The sequence below is a fragment of the Caulobacter sp. GW821-FHT10A10 genome (genome assembly GCF_059415745.1).
The window spans coordinates 1-16,963 of record NZ_JBWKNV010000013.1; the positions used below are offsets into that span (position 1 = coordinate 1).

The window sequence follows — 16,963 nt, forward strand, 5'->3', positions numbered from 1 at the left end:
CGGGGTGGAGCAGCCCGGTAGCTCGTCAGGCTCATAACCTGAAGGTCACAGGTTCAAATCCTGTCCCCGCACCCAAATTTTCTACGAAGCCCCCAGCACCTCGCCGGGGGCTTTCGTCGTTTTCGGCGCCGTTTCGGAATTCGCGCATGACCGACCGCTATCTGGACGACCTGACCGTCGGCGAGACCTGGACCGGACAGCCCTTCACGCTCACCGAAGCCGAGATCCTCGACTTCGCCCGCGCCTATGACCCGCAGCCGATGCATGTCGATCCCGAGGCGGCGGCCGGCGGCCGGTTCGGCGGCATCATCGCCAGCGGCTGGCACGTGGCCTCGCGGGTGATGCGCGAATATGTCGACACCGCCCCGTTCGGCGCGACGCCGATGCTGGGCATCCGCATCGACGAGCTGACCTGGCAAAAGCCCGTCCGTCCCGGCGACACGCTGACCGTCCGCCGCGAGGTCGTCGAGGTCGCGCCCTCGCGCTCCAAGCCCGATCGCGGCGTGATCCGCACCTTCACGACGGTGACCAACCAGCACGATGAGACGGTGTTGACCTTCTTCAACCTGATCCAGATGCCGGCCCATGCAGGGGTGACCCTCTAGCCGCTCTTGCCTCCGCAGCCGACGCGGCCCCACTGTGCCGTCTCCAGTGCAAGGGGGCTTTCGATGCGGCGACGGACGGTTCTGGCGGGCGGCTGCGCCCTGGCCCTCATGCTGGCCGCGCCGGTCCTGGCCGCGCCCCTATCACCCGACAAGACCCGGCAGATCGACGCCATCGCCAGCGAGGTGCTGGCCGCCACCGGCGCGCCCTCGGCCTCGGTGGCCATCGTCGAGGACGGCGAGCTGGCCTACGCCCGGGCCTACGGCAAGGCGCGGCTGTCGCCCGTAGTCCCCGCCACCACGACCACGCGCTATGGGATCGCCTCGGTCAGCAAGCAGTTCACCGCCGCGGCCGTGCTGCTGCTGGTGGAGGACGGCAAGGTCTCGCTCGACGATCCGGTCGGCAAGTACATCCCCGGCCTGACCGAGGGCGACAAGATCACTCTGCGCCAGGTGCTGTCGCACACCGCCGGCTATCGCGACTACTGGCCCCAGGACTTCGTGTTCGAGGCCATGCGTTCGCCCACGACCTCGCAGATGATCCTCGACGGCTGGGCGCGCATCCCGCTGGACTATCCGCCCGGAGAGCAGTGGCGCTATTCCAACACCGGTTTCGTCATCGCCGGCCTGGTCGTGGAGAAGGTGTCCGGCCAGCCGCTGGTCGCGTTCCTGAAGCGCCGGATCTTCGATCCGCTGGGCATGACCGGGGTCACCGAGGACGACACGAAGGCTCTGTCGCCGCCCGACGCCGGGCACTACACGCGCTATGGCCTGGGTCCCGTGGTCCTGGCCGACAAGGAGGCGCCGGGCTGGCTGTTCGGCGCGGCCGAGCTGGCGATGTCGCCGTCGGACCTGGCGCGCTGGAACCGGGCGATGATCCGCCGCGAGCTGCTGAAGCCCGCTTCGTGGGAGGCGATGACTGCGTCGGTCGATCTCTCCAGCGGCGTGCCGGCCGGCTATGGCCTGGGGGTCTCGGTCAAGGTGCGCGACGGGGATGTCTCGATCAGCCACGGCGGCATGCTGTCGGGCGTGCTGACCAGCAACACCGTCTGGCCGGCCGAGAAGCGGGCGGTGACCGTGATCGCCAACGCCGATTTCGGCGACCCGCAGACGGCCATCTCGCAGCGCGTCGCCTTCCTGCTGCGGCCCTCGACCGGCGCGACCGCGACGGCGCGGAGCCTGGTCGCCCAGCTGCAGGCCAGGCGGATCGACCCGGCCTTGCTGACCGACAACGGCCGGGCCTGGTTCACGCCCGCGCGGCTGGCCGACTTTGGTCGGAGTCTCGCGCCGCTGGGTCCGCTGCGCATGCTCGAGGGCCAGGGCGTCCAAGTCCGGGGCGGCATGACCTGGTACGGTTTCGACGCGGCGTTCGGGGCGCGGACCCTGGCGGTGTCGATGCGGCTGACGCCCGACGGCAAGGTCGAGCAGTTCCTGATCGGACCCAAGGCGGGCTGAGCACGAAGGGGGAAGCGATGGCGGACGCGTTGGACGAGGCGGCGCTCGAAGGTTTTTCCCGGTTCGATTTCACCCATGAGGGCCACACCCGCCCGGTCTGGCGCATGGGGACGGGGCCGGCGGTGATCGTCATCCACGAGATCCCCGGCCTGCATCCCGGCGTGCTGGACTTCGCCCGCGACGTCGCCGCCGGCGGCATGACCGTCTTCTGCCCCAGCCTGTTCGGCCAGCCGGGCAAGGGCGTGACCAAGCGCTATATCGACGCCACCACCTTTCGTCTGGCCTGCGTGCGGCGCGAGTTCGCGATCTGGCGCGGCGGACGGTCCAGCCCGGTGGTCGACTGGCTGAAGGCCCTGGCTCGTCAGGCTCACGCCGAGTGCGGCGGCAAGGGCGTCGGAGCGGTGGGCATGTGCTTCACCGGCGGCTTCGCCCTGGCGATGATGACCGAGCCGGTCGTGGTCGCGCCGGTGCTGGCCGAGCCGTCGCTGCCGGTGCTCGACAAGGGCGGGCTCGACGCCTCGCCGGCCGAGATCGCCTGCGCGAAGGCGCGGTTCGAGGCCGAGGACCTGTCGCTGATCGCCCTGCGCTACAAGTCCGACCGCCACGTGCGCGACGCCCGGTTCGAGCGGTTGAAGGCCGAGTTCGGCGAGCGGGCTGAGCTGATCGAACTGGAGGACGCCGACGCCAACGACTACCGCGTGATCCCGCCGCACTCGGTGTTGACCCTGCACCTGGATCGTGACCGGCCGGACGGCAAGGGCATGCAGGCGGCGCGGCGGGTGGTCGCGTTCTTTCGGGAGCGGACGGGGGCATGAACCTGATCCTCCCCCCGAAGGGGGAGGTGGCCCGAAGGGCCGGAGGGGGAAGTCTCTGCTGAACTCGTGGCCGCCGCCAAGGTGGGAAACCACATCCCCCTCCGTCGGCTTCGCCGACACCTCCCCCTTCAGGGGGAGGGTCTCGGTACTGGACTTCCGTCCACAAGACGCCTAGACACCGCGCCTTCGATTTTCCCCCGCGTTCCCGGCGTTCGATCCGCCGGCCGGGCTGCAAAGGCTATCCGCGCCATGAAGCGCCATTCCGAAAAATCCAAGAGCGGGCCCGTGGGTCCCTCGCAACGCCAGCTCCGCGCCGGCGAACTGATCCGCCACGCCCTGGTCGACATTCTCCGCGAGGAGGAACTGCAGGACGAGGCCCTGACCGGCGTCTCGGTCACGGTTTCCGAAGTGCGGATGAGCCCCGACCTCAGGCACGCCGTCTGCTTCGTCGAGCCGCTGGGCGCGGGCCTTGCCGATCAGGGCGCGGCCAAGAACGTCGACGAGATCATCAAGGGGCTGAACCGGGTGGCCAAGTTCCTGCGCGGGCGCCTGGGCCGGTCGATCGACATGAAGTTCACGCCCGACCTGAAGTTCATCCACGACGAGAGCTTCGGTACGGCCGCCCATATGGACAAGCTGTTCCTCGATCCGCGCGTGCGCCAGGACACCGAGCGCCGCCTCACCGACGTGCTCGACGACGAAGACGAGGGCTGATCCATGGCGCGCCGCAAGAAGGGCGACGCCGTCTCCGGCTGGGTGTGCCTGGACAAGCCCTACGACCTGACCTCGACCAGCGCGGTGTCCCGCGTGCGCCGGGCGTTCAACGCCCAGAAGGCCGGTCACGCCGGCACGCTGGATCCGCTGGCCACGGGCATCCTGCCGCTGGCCCTGGGCGAGGCGACCAAGACCGTCCCGTTCCTGATGGACGCCGACAAGGCCTATCGCTTCACCATCGAGTGGGGCCGCAACACCACCACCCTCGACCGCGAGGGCGAGACCACGGCCTCGTCCGACGTGCGGCCCTCGGTGGAGGCCGTCGAGGCGGCGCTTCCGGCCTTCGTCGGCGAGGTCGACCAGGTGCCGCCGAACTATTCGGCCATCAAGGTCGACGGCGAGCGCGCCTATGACCTGGCCCGCGACGGGGTGGAGTTCGAGCTCCAGACCCGCAAGGTGACCATCCACGCCCTGCGCCTGCTGTCGGTTCCCGACGCCGACCATGTCGAGCTGGAGATGGAATGCGGCAAGGGCACCTATGTGCGCGCCGTGGTCCGGGATCTGGCGGCCGCGCTCGGCGCCTGTGGACATGTCAGCCAGCTTCGCCGAACGCGGGTGGGCCAGTTCGCCGAGGATTCGGCGATAAGCCTGGAAAGTCTCGAGAATTTGAGCTATGAGGCGCGCCTGTCGGAGGCATTGCTTCCGGTCGAGACCGCGCTGGACGACATCCCGGCGTTGGCCGTGACCGACGAAGACGCCTTCCGGCTTGCGCAAGGACGCGCCATCGTTCTGCTACCCAGGCAGGTGGAACAGCTGAAAGCCGAGCTCACGCCCGGCGATCGCACCGTTTCCGCCATGTCCGGAGAGCGCCTGGTGGCCTTGTGCGAGATGCGCGCCGGAAAGCTCAATCCGGTGCGGGTCTTCCAACTCACCTGAGCGGAGACAACCCGATGTCGATCACTGCCGAGCGCAAGAGCGCTCTCATCGCCGAACACGCTCGCACCGAGGGTGACACCGGCAGCGCTGAAGTCCAGGTCGCGATCCTCTCGGAGCGCATCTCGAACCTGACCGAGCACTTCAAGACCCACAAGAAGGACAACCACAGCCGTCGTGGCCTGCTGAAGCTGGTTTCCCAGCGTCGCCGTCTCCTCGACCACCTGAAGAAGTCCGATGAAGGCCGTTACGCGGCTCTCATCGAGAAGCTGGGTCTGCGCCGCTAAGGCGCATTTCCGCCGCCTTACCCCGGTAAGGCGGCGGAACGCTATTTGGGGTCAGCCATCTCGAGACAGGCCGAGGTGGAGGGTCCGAGGGTTTTGCTCCTCACGGGGCGGCGCCCAGTACGTGCGAGGGTTCACGTCCTCAAACCCCCGCCTGTCGCATTAGGATGAGGATCATCGGGCCGGCTCCATTGGCCGTCCGCCCCTGTCCACGCCCGACGGGAATCCGCCCGCGGGAACCGAAAGAAGATAAATGTTCGATATCAAGCGCAAGACGATCGAGTGGGGCGGCAAGACGCTCGTCCTCGAAACCGGTCGCATCGCCCGTCAAGCCGACGGCGCCGTTCTGGCCACCATGGGCGAAACCGTCGTCCTGGCCACCGCCGTGTTCGCCAAGAAGGCGAAGCCCGGCCAAGATTTCTTCCCGCTGACGGTCAACTACCAAGAAAAGACCTTCGCGGCCGGCAAGATCCCCGGCGGCTTCTTCAAGCGCGAAGGCCGTCCGTCGGAAAAGGAAACCCTGGTTTCCCGCCTGATCGACCGTCCGATCCGTCCGCTGTTCGTCAAGGGCTTCAAGAACGAAGTCCAGGTCGTCGTGACCGTGCTGCAGCACGACCTCGAGAACGATCCCGACATCCTGGGCATGGTCGCCGCCTCGGCCGCCCTGGTCCTGTCGGGCGCCCCGTTCATGGGCCCGATCGGCGCCGCCCGCGTCGGTTACGTTGACGGCGCGTACGTGCTGAACCCGACGCTCGACGAGCTGAAGGAAAGCAAGATGGACCTCGTCGTGGCCGGCACCGCCGAAGCCGTGATGATGGTCGAGTCGGAAATCCAGGAACTCTCGGAAGAGATCGTCCTGGGCGGCGTCAACTTCGCCCACAAGGAAATGCAGACGGTGATCGACGCGATCATCGAGCTGGCCGAACACGCCGCCAAGGAGCCGTTCGACTTCCAACCGGAAGACACCGACGCCCTGAAGGCCGAAGTGAAGAAGGCCGTGGGTCAGGATCTGGCCGACGCCTACAAGATCCAGGCCAAGGGCGACCGCGTCGCCGCCCTGGGCGCGGCCAAGACCAAGGCCATCGAGACCTTCGCCAAGAGCGATACGAACCCGGCCGGCATCGACCCGCTGAAGCTGGTCTCGGTGTTCAAGGAACTGGAAGCGGACATCGTCCGTCGCTCGATCCTCGACACCGGCATCCGCATCGACGGCCGCACCGTCGACAAGGTCCGTCCGATCCTGGGCGAAGTCGGCATCCTGCCGCGCACCCACGGTTCGGCGCTGTTCACCCGCGGCGAAACCCAGGCGATCGTGGTCGCCACCCTGGGCACCGGCGACGACGAGCAGTTCATCGACGCCCTGGAAGGCATCTACAAGGAATCCTTCCTGCTGCACTACAACTTCCCTCCCTACAGCGTCGGTGAAACCGGCCGTATGGGCAGCCCGGGCCGCCGCGAAATCGGCCACGGCAAGCTGGCTTGGCGCGCTCTGCGCCCGATGCTGCCGAGCAAGGAAGACTTCCCCTACACCATCCGCCTGGTCTCCGAGATCACCGAGTCGAACGGCTCGTCCTCGATGGCCACGGTCTGCGGTTCGTCGCTGGCCATGATGGACGCCGGCGTTCCGCTGGTCCGTCCGGTCTCGGGCATCGCCATGGGCCTGATCCTCGAAAAGGACGGCTTCGCCGTTCTGTCCGACATCCTCGGCGACGAAGATCACCTGGGCGACATGGACTTCAAGGTGGCCGGCACCAGCGAGGGCCTGACCTCGCTGCAGATGGACATCAAGATCGCCGGCATCACGCCCGCGATCATGGAGCAGGCCCTGGCGCAAGCTAAGGGCGGCCGCGAGCACATCCTCGGCGAAATGAACAAGGCCATGGACGCGCCGCGCGAGGAAGTCGGCGACTTCGCTCCGAAGATCGAGACCATCACCATCCCGACCGACAAGATCCGCGAAGTGATCGGCACCGGCGGCAAGGTGATCCGCGAGATCGTCGCCACCACCGGCGCCAAGGTCGACATCAACGACGAAGGCACCGTGAAGGTCTCGGCCTCGGACGGCGCCAAGATCAAGGCCGCCATCGACTGGATCAAGTCGATCACGCAGGAAGCTGAAGTCGGCGCGATCTATGACGGCAAGGTCGTCAAGGTCGTCGATTTCGGCGCCTTCGTGAACTTCTTCGGCGCCAAGGACGGCCTCGTCCACGTCAGCCAGATCAGCAACGAACGCGTCGCCAAGCCGTCGGACGTGCTGAAGGAAGGCCAGATCGTGAAGGTGAAGCTCCTGGGCTTCGACGATCGCGGCAAGACCAAGCTGTCGATGAAGGTCGTCGATCAGGTGACGGGTGAAGACCTGTCCAAGAAGGCCGAAGTGACCCCGGAGGAAGCCGTCAACACCTGATGATGGCTTTCAGGGCGACCTGAAAAAGCAGCGGGCGGCTCCGAAAGGGGCCGCCCGTTTTGCGTTTGGGGGCCAGGCGCGGCAAGGGGCGGGGCGCTTGTCGCAGTCCGCGCCATGGCGCAGCCTTGGGCTGATAGTCAGTTGGGTGGGCCTTGTTCTCTCCGTACCTCGCCGCCTGGGCGGTCGCTTTCGCGTTTGCGTTCCTGTTCGTATCGCCGGTCCAGGCCGAGGAACCGCCGCTGCTGTACGCCCGCGCCGGCGCGCCCTTCGAAGAGATCTGTGACGCCAATCACTATCTCGTCTCGCCGAAGGGCGGCCTGGCGGCGGCGTTCGGGGCCGGGATCGTCGGCGTGCGCGGCCCGTTCGCCGGATCGGTCTACGAGGCCGCCTTCGCGCCGAGCGATTGCCTCTCGGGGCCCTGCGCCGGCTGGGTGAAGGTGTCGGCCATGGCGCCGATCACCGGGGTCAGCCTCGACGAGACCTCGATGACCGTCCGCCTTCACGGCGGGGGCGTGTTCCGTGTCGGCCTGGACGGCAAGGTCGCCCAGATCGCCACGGTCGCCGACGATCCGTGCCGGGCGGCCGGCTACTATGTCGGCGGATGCGCGCGGTTGATGGTCAACGACGGGGCGCCGGAGGCGGCGTTGCAGTCGACCTTCGAGGGGCCGTCGCGACGGGTGTTCGGCTATGCCGAGGCGGCGGCAGGACCGGCGGCGCCGCGTCGGATCCATTGTGACGCGCCAGAACTCTGCGGCCTCTGGCCCACGCCGATCGAGGTGGCGCTGATCGCTTCGGCCGGAACGACCCTGCCGCTCGCCAAGGGCCGTCTGCTGCTCACGCGGGCCGAGCGCGAGCAGGCCTGCCGCGACCAGGGGCCTGACTACACGACCGGCGAGTTCATCCCGCTGCTGGACGGCCGGACGTCGGCCTATATCGCGCCGATGTCCGCCGAGATGCTGAAGACCGGCCGTCACGCCGATGTCGCCAGCTTCGCCTTCCGGGTTCCTGGCGGCGTGCTGCTGGGCGTGGGCGACAGCGTGGATACCCGACGGGTGGTGCTGACCTCGGCCGCTGGCCAGGTCTCGCGCGCCTGCCCGCTCCGGCTGGGGGCGCTGCCGCCCGGCTGGAACGTCAAGGCCTTCACGCCGCCGTCCGCGCGCGCCGAGCGGCGGCGGGTCATGGCCGGTTCGGCCGACCGTCCCCTAAGCCTGTTCATCGATCGGCCGCAGGTCCCGCCCCGGGGGACCCTGGTCTATTTCGACGGCGGCCCGGGCGGGGCGCCCGAGTTCGGCCATGGCGCCGTCGACGTCACGGCGGTCAACCTGGGCGCCGTCGTGGTGCGGGCGGGCGTGGCGGGGCAGGACGGCCTGAGCGACGGCGCCTGGCGACGCCTGGCCGTCGATGGACGGAACGCGCTCGACGTCGACCTGGCCGCGCTGGAAGACGAACTGGCCGATCAGGCCCGGTATCCCCGCCCCTTGATCCTGGCGGGCGACAGTTTCGGCGCCCTGCCCATCCGCGTGGCGCTCGAACGCGGGCGTCTCAAGCCCGATCACGTGATCCTCAGCGTGCCGATGACCGCCTATCGCTCGCCCGCCGACATGGTGAAGGCGGACGAGGCGCGGATGGGCCGGCCCTATCCCGACGGCCTGCGCCCCCGCATCGAGGCTTCGGTCGCGCGCAGTCAGCTGACGCACGAGCGGGTCTTTGGCCCAGGCTTCGCGGCGGGCCGGCCGTTCCGGACATGGATGGACGCCTTCGACGCCTGCCTGCTTCCGCCGGGGTCACGCGTCTACCTCGCGCAGGCGGACGACAGGGTCGCCTGGACGCCGCCGACGGCCTGCGCCGGCCCGACCGTCGTCACCCTGCCCGGTTCGCACGACATGGCCCTGGGTGGCTCGGCCTATTGGGCGGAGATCGAAAAGGTCCTGTCGGCGATGTTTCAGGAGCCTCAGAACCCTGCCGTCACCGAGGCCACCACGGTGTCGGGCGCGCGGTCGCTGCCGATGTAGGCCAGGCCCAGGTCCACGGCCTTGATCTTGTGGTTCACGCCCAGCGACCAGTCCCACTTGCCGTCGGGGGCGAAGGCGCCGTCCTCGTAGCCGAGCTGGGCGGCGATGGTCACGGGGACCTTGGGCGAGGTCCAGGCGGCGCGGACATAGCCATAGCGATTGTCCATCCCGCCCAGGGCGTCCTGCTCGGGCGACCAGGCGAAGCCGAGGCCATAAGTCCAGTCGCCGAAGGCGCGGCTGGCCGAGACCGGCAGCTCCCAGTAGTCGACGTCCTGGCCGCCGGGATAGCCGTAGCGGGCGGCCGATACGTCGAAGGTCGTGCCGGCGGCGGTGAAGGTGTAGCCCAGGGCGACGTCCAGCTCGGTGGTCGCGCCGCCGTAGTCGTCGATGGTCGAGCCCCAGACCCAGCCGTAGAGGCCGTTGGCGGCCGTGGCGGTCAGGCCGCCCTGCAGGGCCGGCTGCTCGTCGGAGAAGGTCGCGCCCCGGAACCGGTAGTCCGACACCACGCCGATCTTGCCAGTGATCGTCACCGCGGGCTCGGCCGCGGTCTGGGCGAGAACGGGCGAGACGAGGGCGGCGGCCAGGGCGGCCCCGGCGAGGAAGGTGCGCATCAAGAACTCCGGATCTTGCCGATCCAGTGGACCGCCATTCGTGACCAGGGTCCTTACGGCTTTGGGAAAACGGCGTCTTGCGGCCATCGGTCGCAGTTAACGAAGCGCTAGCGACGCGGCCTTTAGGCGAAGAGGCGTGTTGCACGCTCCGACCTCTTTCGAAGCCCGCCGATTGCAGGCGATCCACTGGATCGTTGGGTCGGCCGTCGTGCTGGTGGCGGCCTCGATCCTCGGCGGTCTGGCCCTGATGCTGCTCGCCGCGCGGTCGCTCGATCATATGGAGACCCTGGACGAACGGGCGCTGGTCGAGCGCACTGTCCGCCGCACCCTCGACCGCATGACGCGGGAAGTAACCTCGGCCACCGTCTGGGACGAGGCCTATGAGCGCATGACCGGTGAGGTCGACGCCGCCTGGGCCGACGTCAATTACGGCGACTACTATCATCGCTACTTCAGCCACGACCTGAGTTTCGCCGTCCGCGACGGCGGAGTTGTCTACGCCTCCATCGCCGGCAAACGCGTCTCGCCCGACCGGGTCGAAGCGCTGCGGACCGACGCCGACGACATCGTCGAGACGGTGACCGCGAGCGCCCTCTCCGCCCGCAGGGCGGGGCGCGCCGACCTGGAGGGCGTCTCGACCGCGTCCGGTCTCGTGCGGTCGGGCGACCAGCTCTATCTGGTGGTCGCCAGCGACATTATCGCGGAGCATCCCGCCTTGATGGCCAGGCGGCCCGGTGCGCCGGTCGTGGTGATTTCCGCCCGGCGGATCGGTTCGGGTTTCGTCAAGGGCATGCGCGGCGACCTCGGCGTCGAGGGGCTGAGCCTGGTGACGGGCGGCGAGGCGGTGGAGCCCTATGTGGCGCTGCATGATCGCCAGGGACGCCGGATCGGCGCCCTGGCCTGGCCGGCCCGGGATCCGGGTATGTCGCTGCTGCTGCGGGCCGCGCCCTGGATGGGCCTGGTCTTCCTGCTGCTGGTCGGAGCCAGCGTCGTGCTCTTCGCCTGGCTGTCGCGGGTGCTGGCCAACCTCGCTCGCAAGCGGCAGGCGCTGGTCGAGGCCAAGGAGCAGGCTGAGGCCGCCAACCTCGCCAAGAGCCAGTTCCTGGCCAATATGAGCCACGAGATCCGCACGCCGCTGAACGGCGTGCTGGGCATGACCCAGATCATGGCCGCCGGCGAGCTGCCGCCGGTCCAGCGCGAACGCCTGGCGATCGCCGAGGAGTCCGCTCAGGCCCTGCTGGCCTTGCTGACCAACGTACTGGACATGACCCGTCTGGAGGCCGGCGCCGTCGGGCTGCGCGAGGAGGTCTTCGACCTCGAGGCCCTGGTGGAGGCTAGCTGCGCGGTCTTTTCGGGCGCGGCCGCCGCCCGCCGCATCGGCCTGTCGTGGTCGGTGGACAAGGACTGCCGCGGCGATTGGATCGGCGACCCGATGCGGTTGCGCCAGGTGCTGGGCAACCTGGTCGCCAACGCCGTGAAGTTCACCGAGATCGGATCGGTGCGCGTCACCGTCGCCGCCGCGCCGGGCGCTCTGGCCTTTTCCGTGGCCGACACCGGCGTCGGCGTGGCGGCCGAGCACCTGCCGCGCCTGTTCGAGACCTTCTCCCAGGTCGATGGCTCCTCCACCCGCTCGCACGGGGGCTCGGGCCTAGGGCTGTCGATCTGCCGCGAGCTGGTCGAGCTGATGGGCGGGACCATCACGGTCGACAGCACGCCCGGCGTCGGATCGACCTTCCGCTTCGAAATTCCGTTGCGACGGGCCTAGGCCCGGCCGGCCTGGGCCGACAGGTGGTCGGCGGTGACGCCGATCTTAGCCAGGGCCCGCGTCCACTTGCTGTCGTGGTCGTCGTCGAACAGCAGGCCCTCGTCGGCGTCGCAGATGAGCCAGACGTTGTCGCGCAGCTCCTGCTCCAGCTGGCCGGCGCCCCAGCCGGAATAGCCCAGGGCCAGGATCGCCCGGCGTGGGCGGTGGATGCGGCTGCCCAGGGCGTCGAGCGCGTCGCGGGTGACGGTCAGGGCCAGGCCGTCGGCGATCGGCGAGGTCGATTCCGGCGAGGCGTAGTCGTCGGTGTGCAGCACGAAGCCGCGCTCGCGCTCCACCGGTCCGCCCAGCATGACGAGGTCGCTGGGCGCGCGCACCTCGGGGTCGATGCCCAACTTGCCCAGCAGTTCGAAGACCGTCAGGCCCTCGACCGGGCGGTTCACCGCCAGGCCCATGGCCTGTTCGTCGTCGTGCGAGCAGAGATAGACCACGGCGCGTTCGAAGCGCGGGTCCTCGATGCCGGGCATGGCCACCAGGACCCGTCCGGTCAGGAATTGGCCCTCGCCGTCGAGGGGGTCGGTCTCGGGAGCGTCCATCTGTTGAGGATCGGCACACAACGCGTCGGTTTCAAGTCAAACCGCGTTATTGGCGGATCGATCCGGACGCTTTATCTCCGGAACGCTCTTTCAGCACAGGATGACACCATGGCGATCAAGGTTGGCGACACGCTTCCGGCGGCCACGTTCATGACCAGCTCGGCCGAAGGCCCCAAGCCGGTCACCTCCGACGACCTCTTCAAGGGCAAGACCGTCGCCCTGTTCGCCGTCCCCGGCGCGTTCACCCCGACCTGCTCGGCCAAGCACCTGCCGGGCTTCAAGGAGAAGGCCGCCGAGCTCAAAGCCAAGGGCGTGGATGCGATCGCCTGCGTCTCGGTCAACGACGTCTTCGTGATGAAGGCCTGGGGCGCCGACCAGGGCATCACCGACGAAGTCGTGCTGCTGGCCGACGGCAACGGCGACTTCACCAAGGCGCTGGGTCTGGACTTCGACGGTTCGAAGTTCGGCATGGGCGTGCGCTCGCAGCGCTACTCGCTGGTCGCCAAGGACGGCGTCGTCGAGACGCTGAACGTCGAGGAAGCCGGCGAATTCAAGGTCTCGTCGGCCGACTACCTGCTGGGCCAGCTGTAAGCTTGCCTGCTCTTGTCATCCCGGCGGCTTCGCCGGGATGACAAGGCCTAGGCCGAGATCGCGTGCAGCTGCGCCGCGTGGGCCCGCAGCCAGGCGCGGTGCGGCGCCGGATCGCCGATCAGGGTCTCGCACAGCGCCCAGAAGCGCGGGCCGTGATTGGCCTCGATCAGGTGGGCGCATTCGTGGGCGACGACGTAGTCGGCCACCGCCGCCGGCGCCAGGACGAGCCGCCAGCTGTAGCGGATCGCCGCCGGCGCGCCCGGCCGGGCCGGCCGGCAAGAGCCCCAGCGGGCTTTCGGATCGGCCACCGCCACCGACGGCATCGGCCGTCCCAGACGTCCGGCGTGATGGGCCGTCCGTTCGGTCAGCTTCTCCAGCGCCTCGCGCTTGACCAGCCGCAGGATCTTCAGCCCCCAGTTGGCGTCGTCGGGGGCGATCAGGGCGTCATCGGTGATCCGCGCCCGGCCGGGCGCGACCTCAAGCCGATAGGACTTGCCCCAGATCTTCAGCACCCCGCCGGGCTCGATCACCTGGCGGCCGGGCAGGGCCGCCAGCTGCAGGCTCATCCAGCCGGCCTTCTCGTGGGCGAAGGCCACGGCCTCGGTCAGGCGACGTGGGGTGGGCGCGATGGCGACGATCTCGGACTTGGCGCGATCAACCCGCAGCGACACGCGCCGGGCGCGGCCGTCCACCTTCAGCCGCAGGGCGCAGCCTTCCACCTCCAGCCGGTCGCCGTCGGCGAAGCGTTTCGGGGCGGCTTTCGGCTGCGGACGGAAAAGGTTCATCGCCCTCTAGATCGCGCTCGCCGCCGCCGGACGCAAGAGGCGCCGTTGACCGCGCGAGGGCGGAAATCTACCTTGGCGATAACGGCGTTATTTCTCTAGTCGGGGGTGTGGCGTGACGGTGTTGCTCAAGGTTCCCGCCCGGGCGGATCGCAGCGCCGCCCTGGCGGCCGCCATCCGGGACCACGTGAAGTCCGGCGCGCCCTTCGGCTCGGGCCATGCGGTGCTGGCCGCGCTCAGCGCCTGGGTCTACCGCGCCTTCCACAAGCCCTCGACCGAGGCCACCGCGCCGTCGTGGCTGGGCAAGCTGAACCTCGTCGCGCCGATCGGCCCGGCCAACGACAAGCCCAGCGGCTATGACGCCTTCTGCTTCTACGCCCCGGGGCCGGCCGAACTGGTGATCGTCAACCGCGGCACCGACAGCGAGCTGGACTGGCTGCTGAACTTCAAGTCGGCGGTGCTGCGGGACACCCGCACCGTCAACGCCGCTCTGGCCTACGCCCTGGCGGCCCATGCGGCCCTGGTCGCGCAAGGCCTGCCGGTGGCCCGGGCGACCTTCACCGGCCACTCGCTGGGCGGGGCCATGGCCGAGGCCCAGGCGGCGCTGTTTCGCCAGGCCGCGAACCTGCCGGCGAGCTTCCCCGTCACCGCCACCGGTTTCGCCTCCGCGCCCTTCGCCGACGCCATCCGGGCCGTGGCGCTGGCGCGCGGCGTTGCGGTCGACGCCCAGGCCATCGCCGCCAGCCGCCACTACATCCGGTCCAACGACCCGATCCGCCTGACCGATGTCGCCGGCACGCGCCTGGCGGCGGTGATCGGCGACGACCTGGATCTCTACGCCGTGGTCAAGCAGAGCAACGGGCCGCCCAAGACGTCGTTCGACACCTTCTCGCTGATCGGCATGCCGATCGCCCACGACTCATTCCTCTATCACCACTTCTGGGACCGCAACGGGCCGTTCCACATCGTCCGGCACATGAAGGGCGCCTTCCACCTGTGGGACGGCGAGACCCCCGAGCGTATCGCCCTGGGCCGCACCCTGCCGCCGGCCTTCGCCTGACGGCTTCACGCGGTTCTCGGCCTGGAGATCGAACCAGCTCTCTCCGACGCCTTCCTGGGCCTTGCGCCCAGAACCCATCGTTCAGCCGCCCAGATCTTTGGCGAACGGCGCAGGTTTGAGCGGACGCCGGCATGGGCCCTCGCCACAGGGGCGAGGGAGGCTGATTGGAGGGACGGGTTCAGCGGACCCGCTGGCCCTACCGGACCTCAGGCCTTCTTGCCGGCGAAGTTCGGGTCGGTGCGCAGGATGAAGTCGCGGACCTTGGGATAGATCTCCTCGCGGAACCGGCGACCGTTGAACACCCCGTAGTGGCCGACGCCCGGCTGGACGTAGTCTTCCTTCAGCTCGGCCGGGATATTGACGCACAGGTCGTGGGCGGCCTGGGTCTGGCCGATGCCGGAGATGTCGTCCTTCTCGCCCTCTACGGTCATTAGACCGATGTCGGTGATCGCCGCGGTGTTCACGTGGCGGCCGCGATGCATCAGCTCGCCCTTCGGCAGCAGGTGCCGCTGGAAGACGATGTCGATGGTCTGGAGATAGAACTCTTCGGTGAGGTCCAGCACCGACAGGTACTCGTCGTAGAACTCCAGGTGCTTGTCGGCGCTGTCGCCGTCGCCGTCGACCAGGCTGTGGAAGTAGCGCTGGTGGGCTTCCTGGTGCTTGTCGGCGTTCATGCTCATGAAGCTGGCCAGCTGCACGAAGCCCGGATAGACGCGCCGCCCCATGCCCGGATAGGGCGCGGGCACGGTGTAGATCATGTTCGACTGGAACCAGGTGAAGGGCTTTTCCTCCGCCAGGTTGTTGGTCACGGTCGGCGACAGGCGCGCGTCGATCGGCGAGCCCATGAAGGTCATGCTGGCCGGACGCGAAGGATCGTTGTCCTCGGCCATCATGGCGGCGGCGGCCAGCACCGGCGGTCCGGGCTGGCAGACGGCCAGCACGTTGGGGCGCGGCCCCAGCACCCGCAGCATGTCGCGGATGTGGTCGATATAGTCGTGGAAGTCGAAGCGGCCCTGCAGGACGGAAACCTCGCGGGCGTTCTGCCAGTCGACGATGAACACCGCGTGGTCGGGCAGGAAGGCCTCGACCGTGCCGCGCAGCAGCGTGGCGTAGTGACCCGAAAGCGGGGCGACGATCAGCACGGCGGGGTCCAGCTCGAAGCGGCCGGCGCGGCGCATGTCGGACATGTCGCGGTCGAACTGGATCAGCCGGGCCCACGGGCTCTGCCAGACGACGGTGGGGCGCACGCGCACGTCGACGTCGTTGATCTTGACGGTGTCGATCCGCCAGTCGGGCTTGCCGTAGCGGCGGGTGACGTTGGAGAACAGGTCGGCGCCGGCATAGAGCCGCCGGCCCAGCTCGGTGCTGGCGGCCGGGTTCAGGGGCGAGCCCCAGAAGTCCCGGGCCGCGCGGGCGGCCAGGCGCAGCGGGGTCGAGGCGTAGAAGCTCGCTTCGTGCAGGGCGTACAGCATGCCGTCTCCAGCGATTGTGCAATGCAGCATAGCACGCCGGCGGTTAAGAAGGTACAGCCCAGAGGTGACCTAGCGGCATTGCGCCGCAAAAATGGGCGAACCTCCCCCTGTGGGGGAGGAGGCCGAAGGCCGGAGGGGGGACGTTCTCAGCTTCCGAAGCGCCAGCGGGTTTCTTCCCCCACCGATCGCTGTCGCGATCGCCTCCCCCACAGGGGGAGGTTCCTTACCGCCCGTCCATCGCCGCCTTCAGCTGGCGGGCGATCTCTTCGGGCGGCAGGCTGTAGGCGATGACGCGGTCGAAGCGGCCCTTGGGGTCGATGACGTAGATCGCCGTCGAGTGGTCGACGCTGTAGTCGGGGCCGTCGCCGACCTTCTTGTAGTAGCCGCGATAGGTCTTCACCGCCGCGTCCACCTGGGCCGGGGTGCCGGTCAGGCCGATGATGTTCTTGGGCAGGTAGCCGGCGGTCAGGTAGGTCTTCATCACCGCCGGCGTGTCGCGCTGCGGATCGACCGAGACCATGACGATCTGCAGATCCTTGGCCTTGGGACCCAGCTGGTCGCTGGCGGTGGCCAGGGCCTGCAGCGTGCCGGGGCAGACGTCGGGGCAGTAGGTGAAGCCGAAGAACAGGGCGCTCCACTTGCCCTTGAGCACCGTTTCGTCGACCGGCTTGCCGTCATAATCGACCAGCTGGAACGGGCCGCCCACCGCCGAGGGCGGCGGCGGGGGCGAAAAGACCCCGCTGCGGAAGATCAGCGCGCCGGCCAGGATCACCCCCACCACGCACACGGCCAGGACGGTCAGGCGGTTGCGGTTCATGGGGTACGCGTCCTTTGGGGCTCGCCAGATCGAAATTTCTGGCCTTAATGTGG

At 68.8% G+C, this 16,963-nt stretch carries 16 protein-coding genes; 11 read left to right on the forward strand and 5 right to left on the reverse strand.

Features of this window, described 5'->3' with window-relative positions:
- Window positions 1–146 precede the first annotated feature (146 nt).
- The 8 genes from AC07NS_RS25120 (at window position 147) to AC07NS_RS25155 (ending at window position 9,219) form a co-directional block, all read left to right on the forward strand.
- Window positions 147–605, forward strand: a complete 459-nt coding sequence (locus AC07NS_RS25120; RefSeq protein ID WP_494607766.1) for a MaoC family dehydratase — start codon at window positions 147–149, stop codon at window positions 603–605.
- Between the two features lie 63 nt (window positions 606–668).
- Window positions 669–2,057: a serine hydrolase domain-containing protein gene (locus AC07NS_RS25125; RefSeq protein WP_494607768.1), complete on the forward strand. Its 1,389-nt coding sequence runs from the start codon at window positions 669–671 to the stop codon at window positions 2,055–2,057.
- Window positions 2,058–2,074: 17 nt separating this feature from the next.
- Window positions 2,075–2,872, forward strand: coding sequence for a dienelactone hydrolase family protein (locus AC07NS_RS25130; RefSeq protein WP_494607770.1), 798 nt, complete (start codon window positions 2,075–2,077; stop codon window positions 2,870–2,872).
- A 249-nt stretch (window positions 2,873–3,121) separates the two neighbouring features.
- Window positions 3,122–3,586 carry a 30S ribosome-binding factor RbfA gene (gene rbfA, locus AC07NS_RS25135; RefSeq protein WP_494607771.1) on the forward strand — a complete coding sequence of 155 codons (465 nt, stop codon included), beginning with the start codon at window positions 3,122–3,124 and terminating at the stop codon, window positions 3,584–3,586.
- A 3-nt stretch (window positions 3,587–3,589) separates the two neighbouring features.
- Complete coding sequence (gene truB / locus AC07NS_RS25140) at window positions 3,590–4,522, forward strand: tRNA pseudouridine(55) synthase TruB (RefSeq protein ID WP_494607773.1); 933 nt, start codon at window positions 3,590–3,592, stop codon at window positions 4,520–4,522.
- Between the two features lie 14 nt (window positions 4,523–4,536).
- Entirely contained in the window at window positions 4,537–4,806 is a 270-nt protein-coding gene (rpsO, locus tag AC07NS_RS25145) for a 30S ribosomal protein S15 (RefSeq protein WP_058348691.1), read from the forward strand.
- 250 nt (window positions 4,807–5,056) lie between these two features.
- Window positions 5,057–7,207 (forward strand): polyribonucleotide nucleotidyltransferase, encoded by a 2,151-nt coding sequence (pnp, locus tag AC07NS_RS25150; protein ID WP_494607775.1) that lies wholly within the window; start codon window positions 5,057–5,059, stop codon window positions 7,205–7,207.
- Window positions 7,208–7,359: 152 nt separating this feature from the next.
- A complete protein-coding gene (locus tag AC07NS_RS25155) occupies window positions 7,360–9,219 on the forward strand; it encodes an alpha/beta fold hydrolase (RefSeq protein WP_494607777.1) in 1,860 nt (619 codons plus the stop codon).
- On the opposite strand, the gene AC07NS_RS25160 is transcribed toward AC07NS_RS25155, so the two are convergent.
- Window positions 9,159–9,830 carry a TorF family putative porin gene (locus AC07NS_RS25160; protein WP_494607779.1) on the reverse strand — a complete coding sequence of 224 codons (672 nt, stop codon included), beginning with the start codon at window positions 9,828–9,830 and terminating at the stop codon, window positions 9,159–9,161. The two genes, AC07NS_RS25155 and AC07NS_RS25160, sit on opposite strands and share 61 nt — an antisense overlap.
- Window positions 9,831–9,966: 136 nt before the next feature.
- On the opposite strand from AC07NS_RS25160, the gene AC07NS_RS25165 reads away from it, so the two are divergent.
- A complete protein-coding gene (locus AC07NS_RS25165) occupies window positions 9,967–11,595 on the forward strand; it encodes a sensor histidine kinase (RefSeq protein ID WP_494607781.1) in 1,629 nt (542 codons plus the stop codon).
- On the opposite strand, the gene AC07NS_RS25170 is transcribed toward AC07NS_RS25165, so the two are convergent.
- A complete protein-coding gene (locus AC07NS_RS25170) occupies window positions 11,592–12,188 on the reverse strand; it encodes a YqgE/AlgH family protein (RefSeq protein ID WP_110120152.1) in 597 nt (198 codons plus the stop codon). The two genes, AC07NS_RS25165 and AC07NS_RS25170, sit on opposite strands and share 4 nt — an antisense overlap.
- 108 nt (window positions 12,189–12,296) lie before the next feature.
- Here AC07NS_RS25170 and AC07NS_RS25175 point away from each other — a divergent pair, with 108 nt between their 5' ends.
- Window positions 12,297–12,779 carry a peroxiredoxin gene (locus tag AC07NS_RS25175; protein WP_494607783.1) on the forward strand — a complete coding sequence of 161 codons (483 nt, stop codon included), beginning with the start codon at window positions 12,297–12,299 and terminating at the stop codon, window positions 12,777–12,779.
- A 47-nt stretch (window positions 12,780–12,826) separates the two neighbouring features.
- Here the strand turns inward: AC07NS_RS25175 and AC07NS_RS25180 are convergent, their stop codons facing one another.
- A complete protein-coding gene (locus AC07NS_RS25180) occupies window positions 12,827–13,564 on the reverse strand; it encodes a YgjP family zinc-dependent metalloprotease (protein ID WP_494607785.1) in 738 nt (245 codons plus the stop codon).
- Window positions 13,565–13,676: 112 nt separating this feature from the next.
- Here AC07NS_RS25180 and AC07NS_RS25185 point away from each other — a divergent pair, with 112 nt between their 5' ends.
- A complete protein-coding gene (locus AC07NS_RS25185) occupies window positions 13,677–14,621 on the forward strand; it encodes a Tle-like phospholipase domain-containing protein (protein ID WP_494607787.1) in 945 nt (314 codons plus the stop codon).
- A gap of 206 nt (window positions 14,622–14,827) precedes the next feature.
- On the opposite strand, the gene AC07NS_RS25190 is transcribed toward AC07NS_RS25185, so the two are convergent.
- A complete protein-coding gene (locus tag AC07NS_RS25190) occupies window positions 14,828–16,093 on the reverse strand; it encodes a polyhydroxyalkanoate depolymerase (RefSeq protein ID WP_494607789.1) in 1,266 nt (421 codons plus the stop codon).
- A gap of 223 nt (window positions 16,094–16,316) precedes the next feature.
- Window positions 16,317–16,910 (reverse strand): SCO family protein, encoded by a 594-nt coding sequence (locus tag AC07NS_RS25195; protein ID WP_494607791.1) that lies wholly within the window; start codon window positions 16,908–16,910, stop codon window positions 16,317–16,319.
- Between the last annotated feature and the right edge of the window lie 53 nt (window positions 16,911–16,963).

Coding starts and splice junctions, on each gene's coding strand:
- AC07NS_RS25180 (WP_494607785.1), bottom strand. CDS start 13,564: ATGAACCTTTTCCGTCCGCAGCCGAAAGCCGCCCCGAAACGCTTCGCC.
- AC07NS_RS25195 (WP_494607791.1), bottom strand. CDS start 16,910: ATGAACCGCAACCGCCTGACCGTCCTGGCCGTGTGCGTGGTGGGGGTG.
- AC07NS_RS25190 (WP_494607789.1), bottom strand. CDS start 16,093: ATGCTGTACGCCCTGCACGAAGCGAGCTTCTACGCCTCGACCCCGCTG.
- rbfA (WP_494607771.1), top strand. CDS start 3,122: ATGAAGCGCCATTCCGAAAAATCCAAGAGCGGGCCCGTGGGTCCCTCG.
- AC07NS_RS25160 (WP_494607779.1), bottom strand. CDS start 9,830: ATGCGCACCTTCCTCGCCGGGGCCGCCCTGGCCGCCGCCCTCGTCTCG.
- AC07NS_RS25170 (WP_110120152.1), bottom strand. CDS start 12,188: ATGGACGCTCCCGAGACCGACCCCCTCGACGGCGAGGGCCAATTCCTG.
- AC07NS_RS25120 (WP_494607766.1), top strand. CDS start 147: ATGACCGACCGCTATCTGGACGACCTGACCGTCGGCGAGACCTGGACC.
- AC07NS_RS25175 (WP_494607783.1), top strand. CDS start 12,297: ATGGCGATCAAGGTTGGCGACACGCTTCCGGCGGCCACGTTCATGACC.
- pnp (WP_494607775.1), top strand. CDS start 5,057: ATGTTCGATATCAAGCGCAAGACGATCGAGTGGGGCGGCAAGACGCTC.
- rpsO (WP_058348691.1), top strand. CDS start 4,537: ATGTCGATCACTGCCGAGCGCAAGAGCGCTCTCATCGCCGAACACGCT.
- AC07NS_RS25125 (WP_494607768.1), top strand. CDS start 669: ATGCGGCGACGGACGGTTCTGGCGGGCGGCTGCGCCCTGGCCCTCATG.
- truB (WP_494607773.1), top strand. CDS start 3,590: ATGGCGCGCCGCAAGAAGGGCGACGCCGTCTCCGGCTGGGTGTGCCTG.
- AC07NS_RS25130 (WP_494607770.1), top strand. CDS start 2,075: ATGGCGGACGCGTTGGACGAGGCGGCGCTCGAAGGTTTTTCCCGGTTC.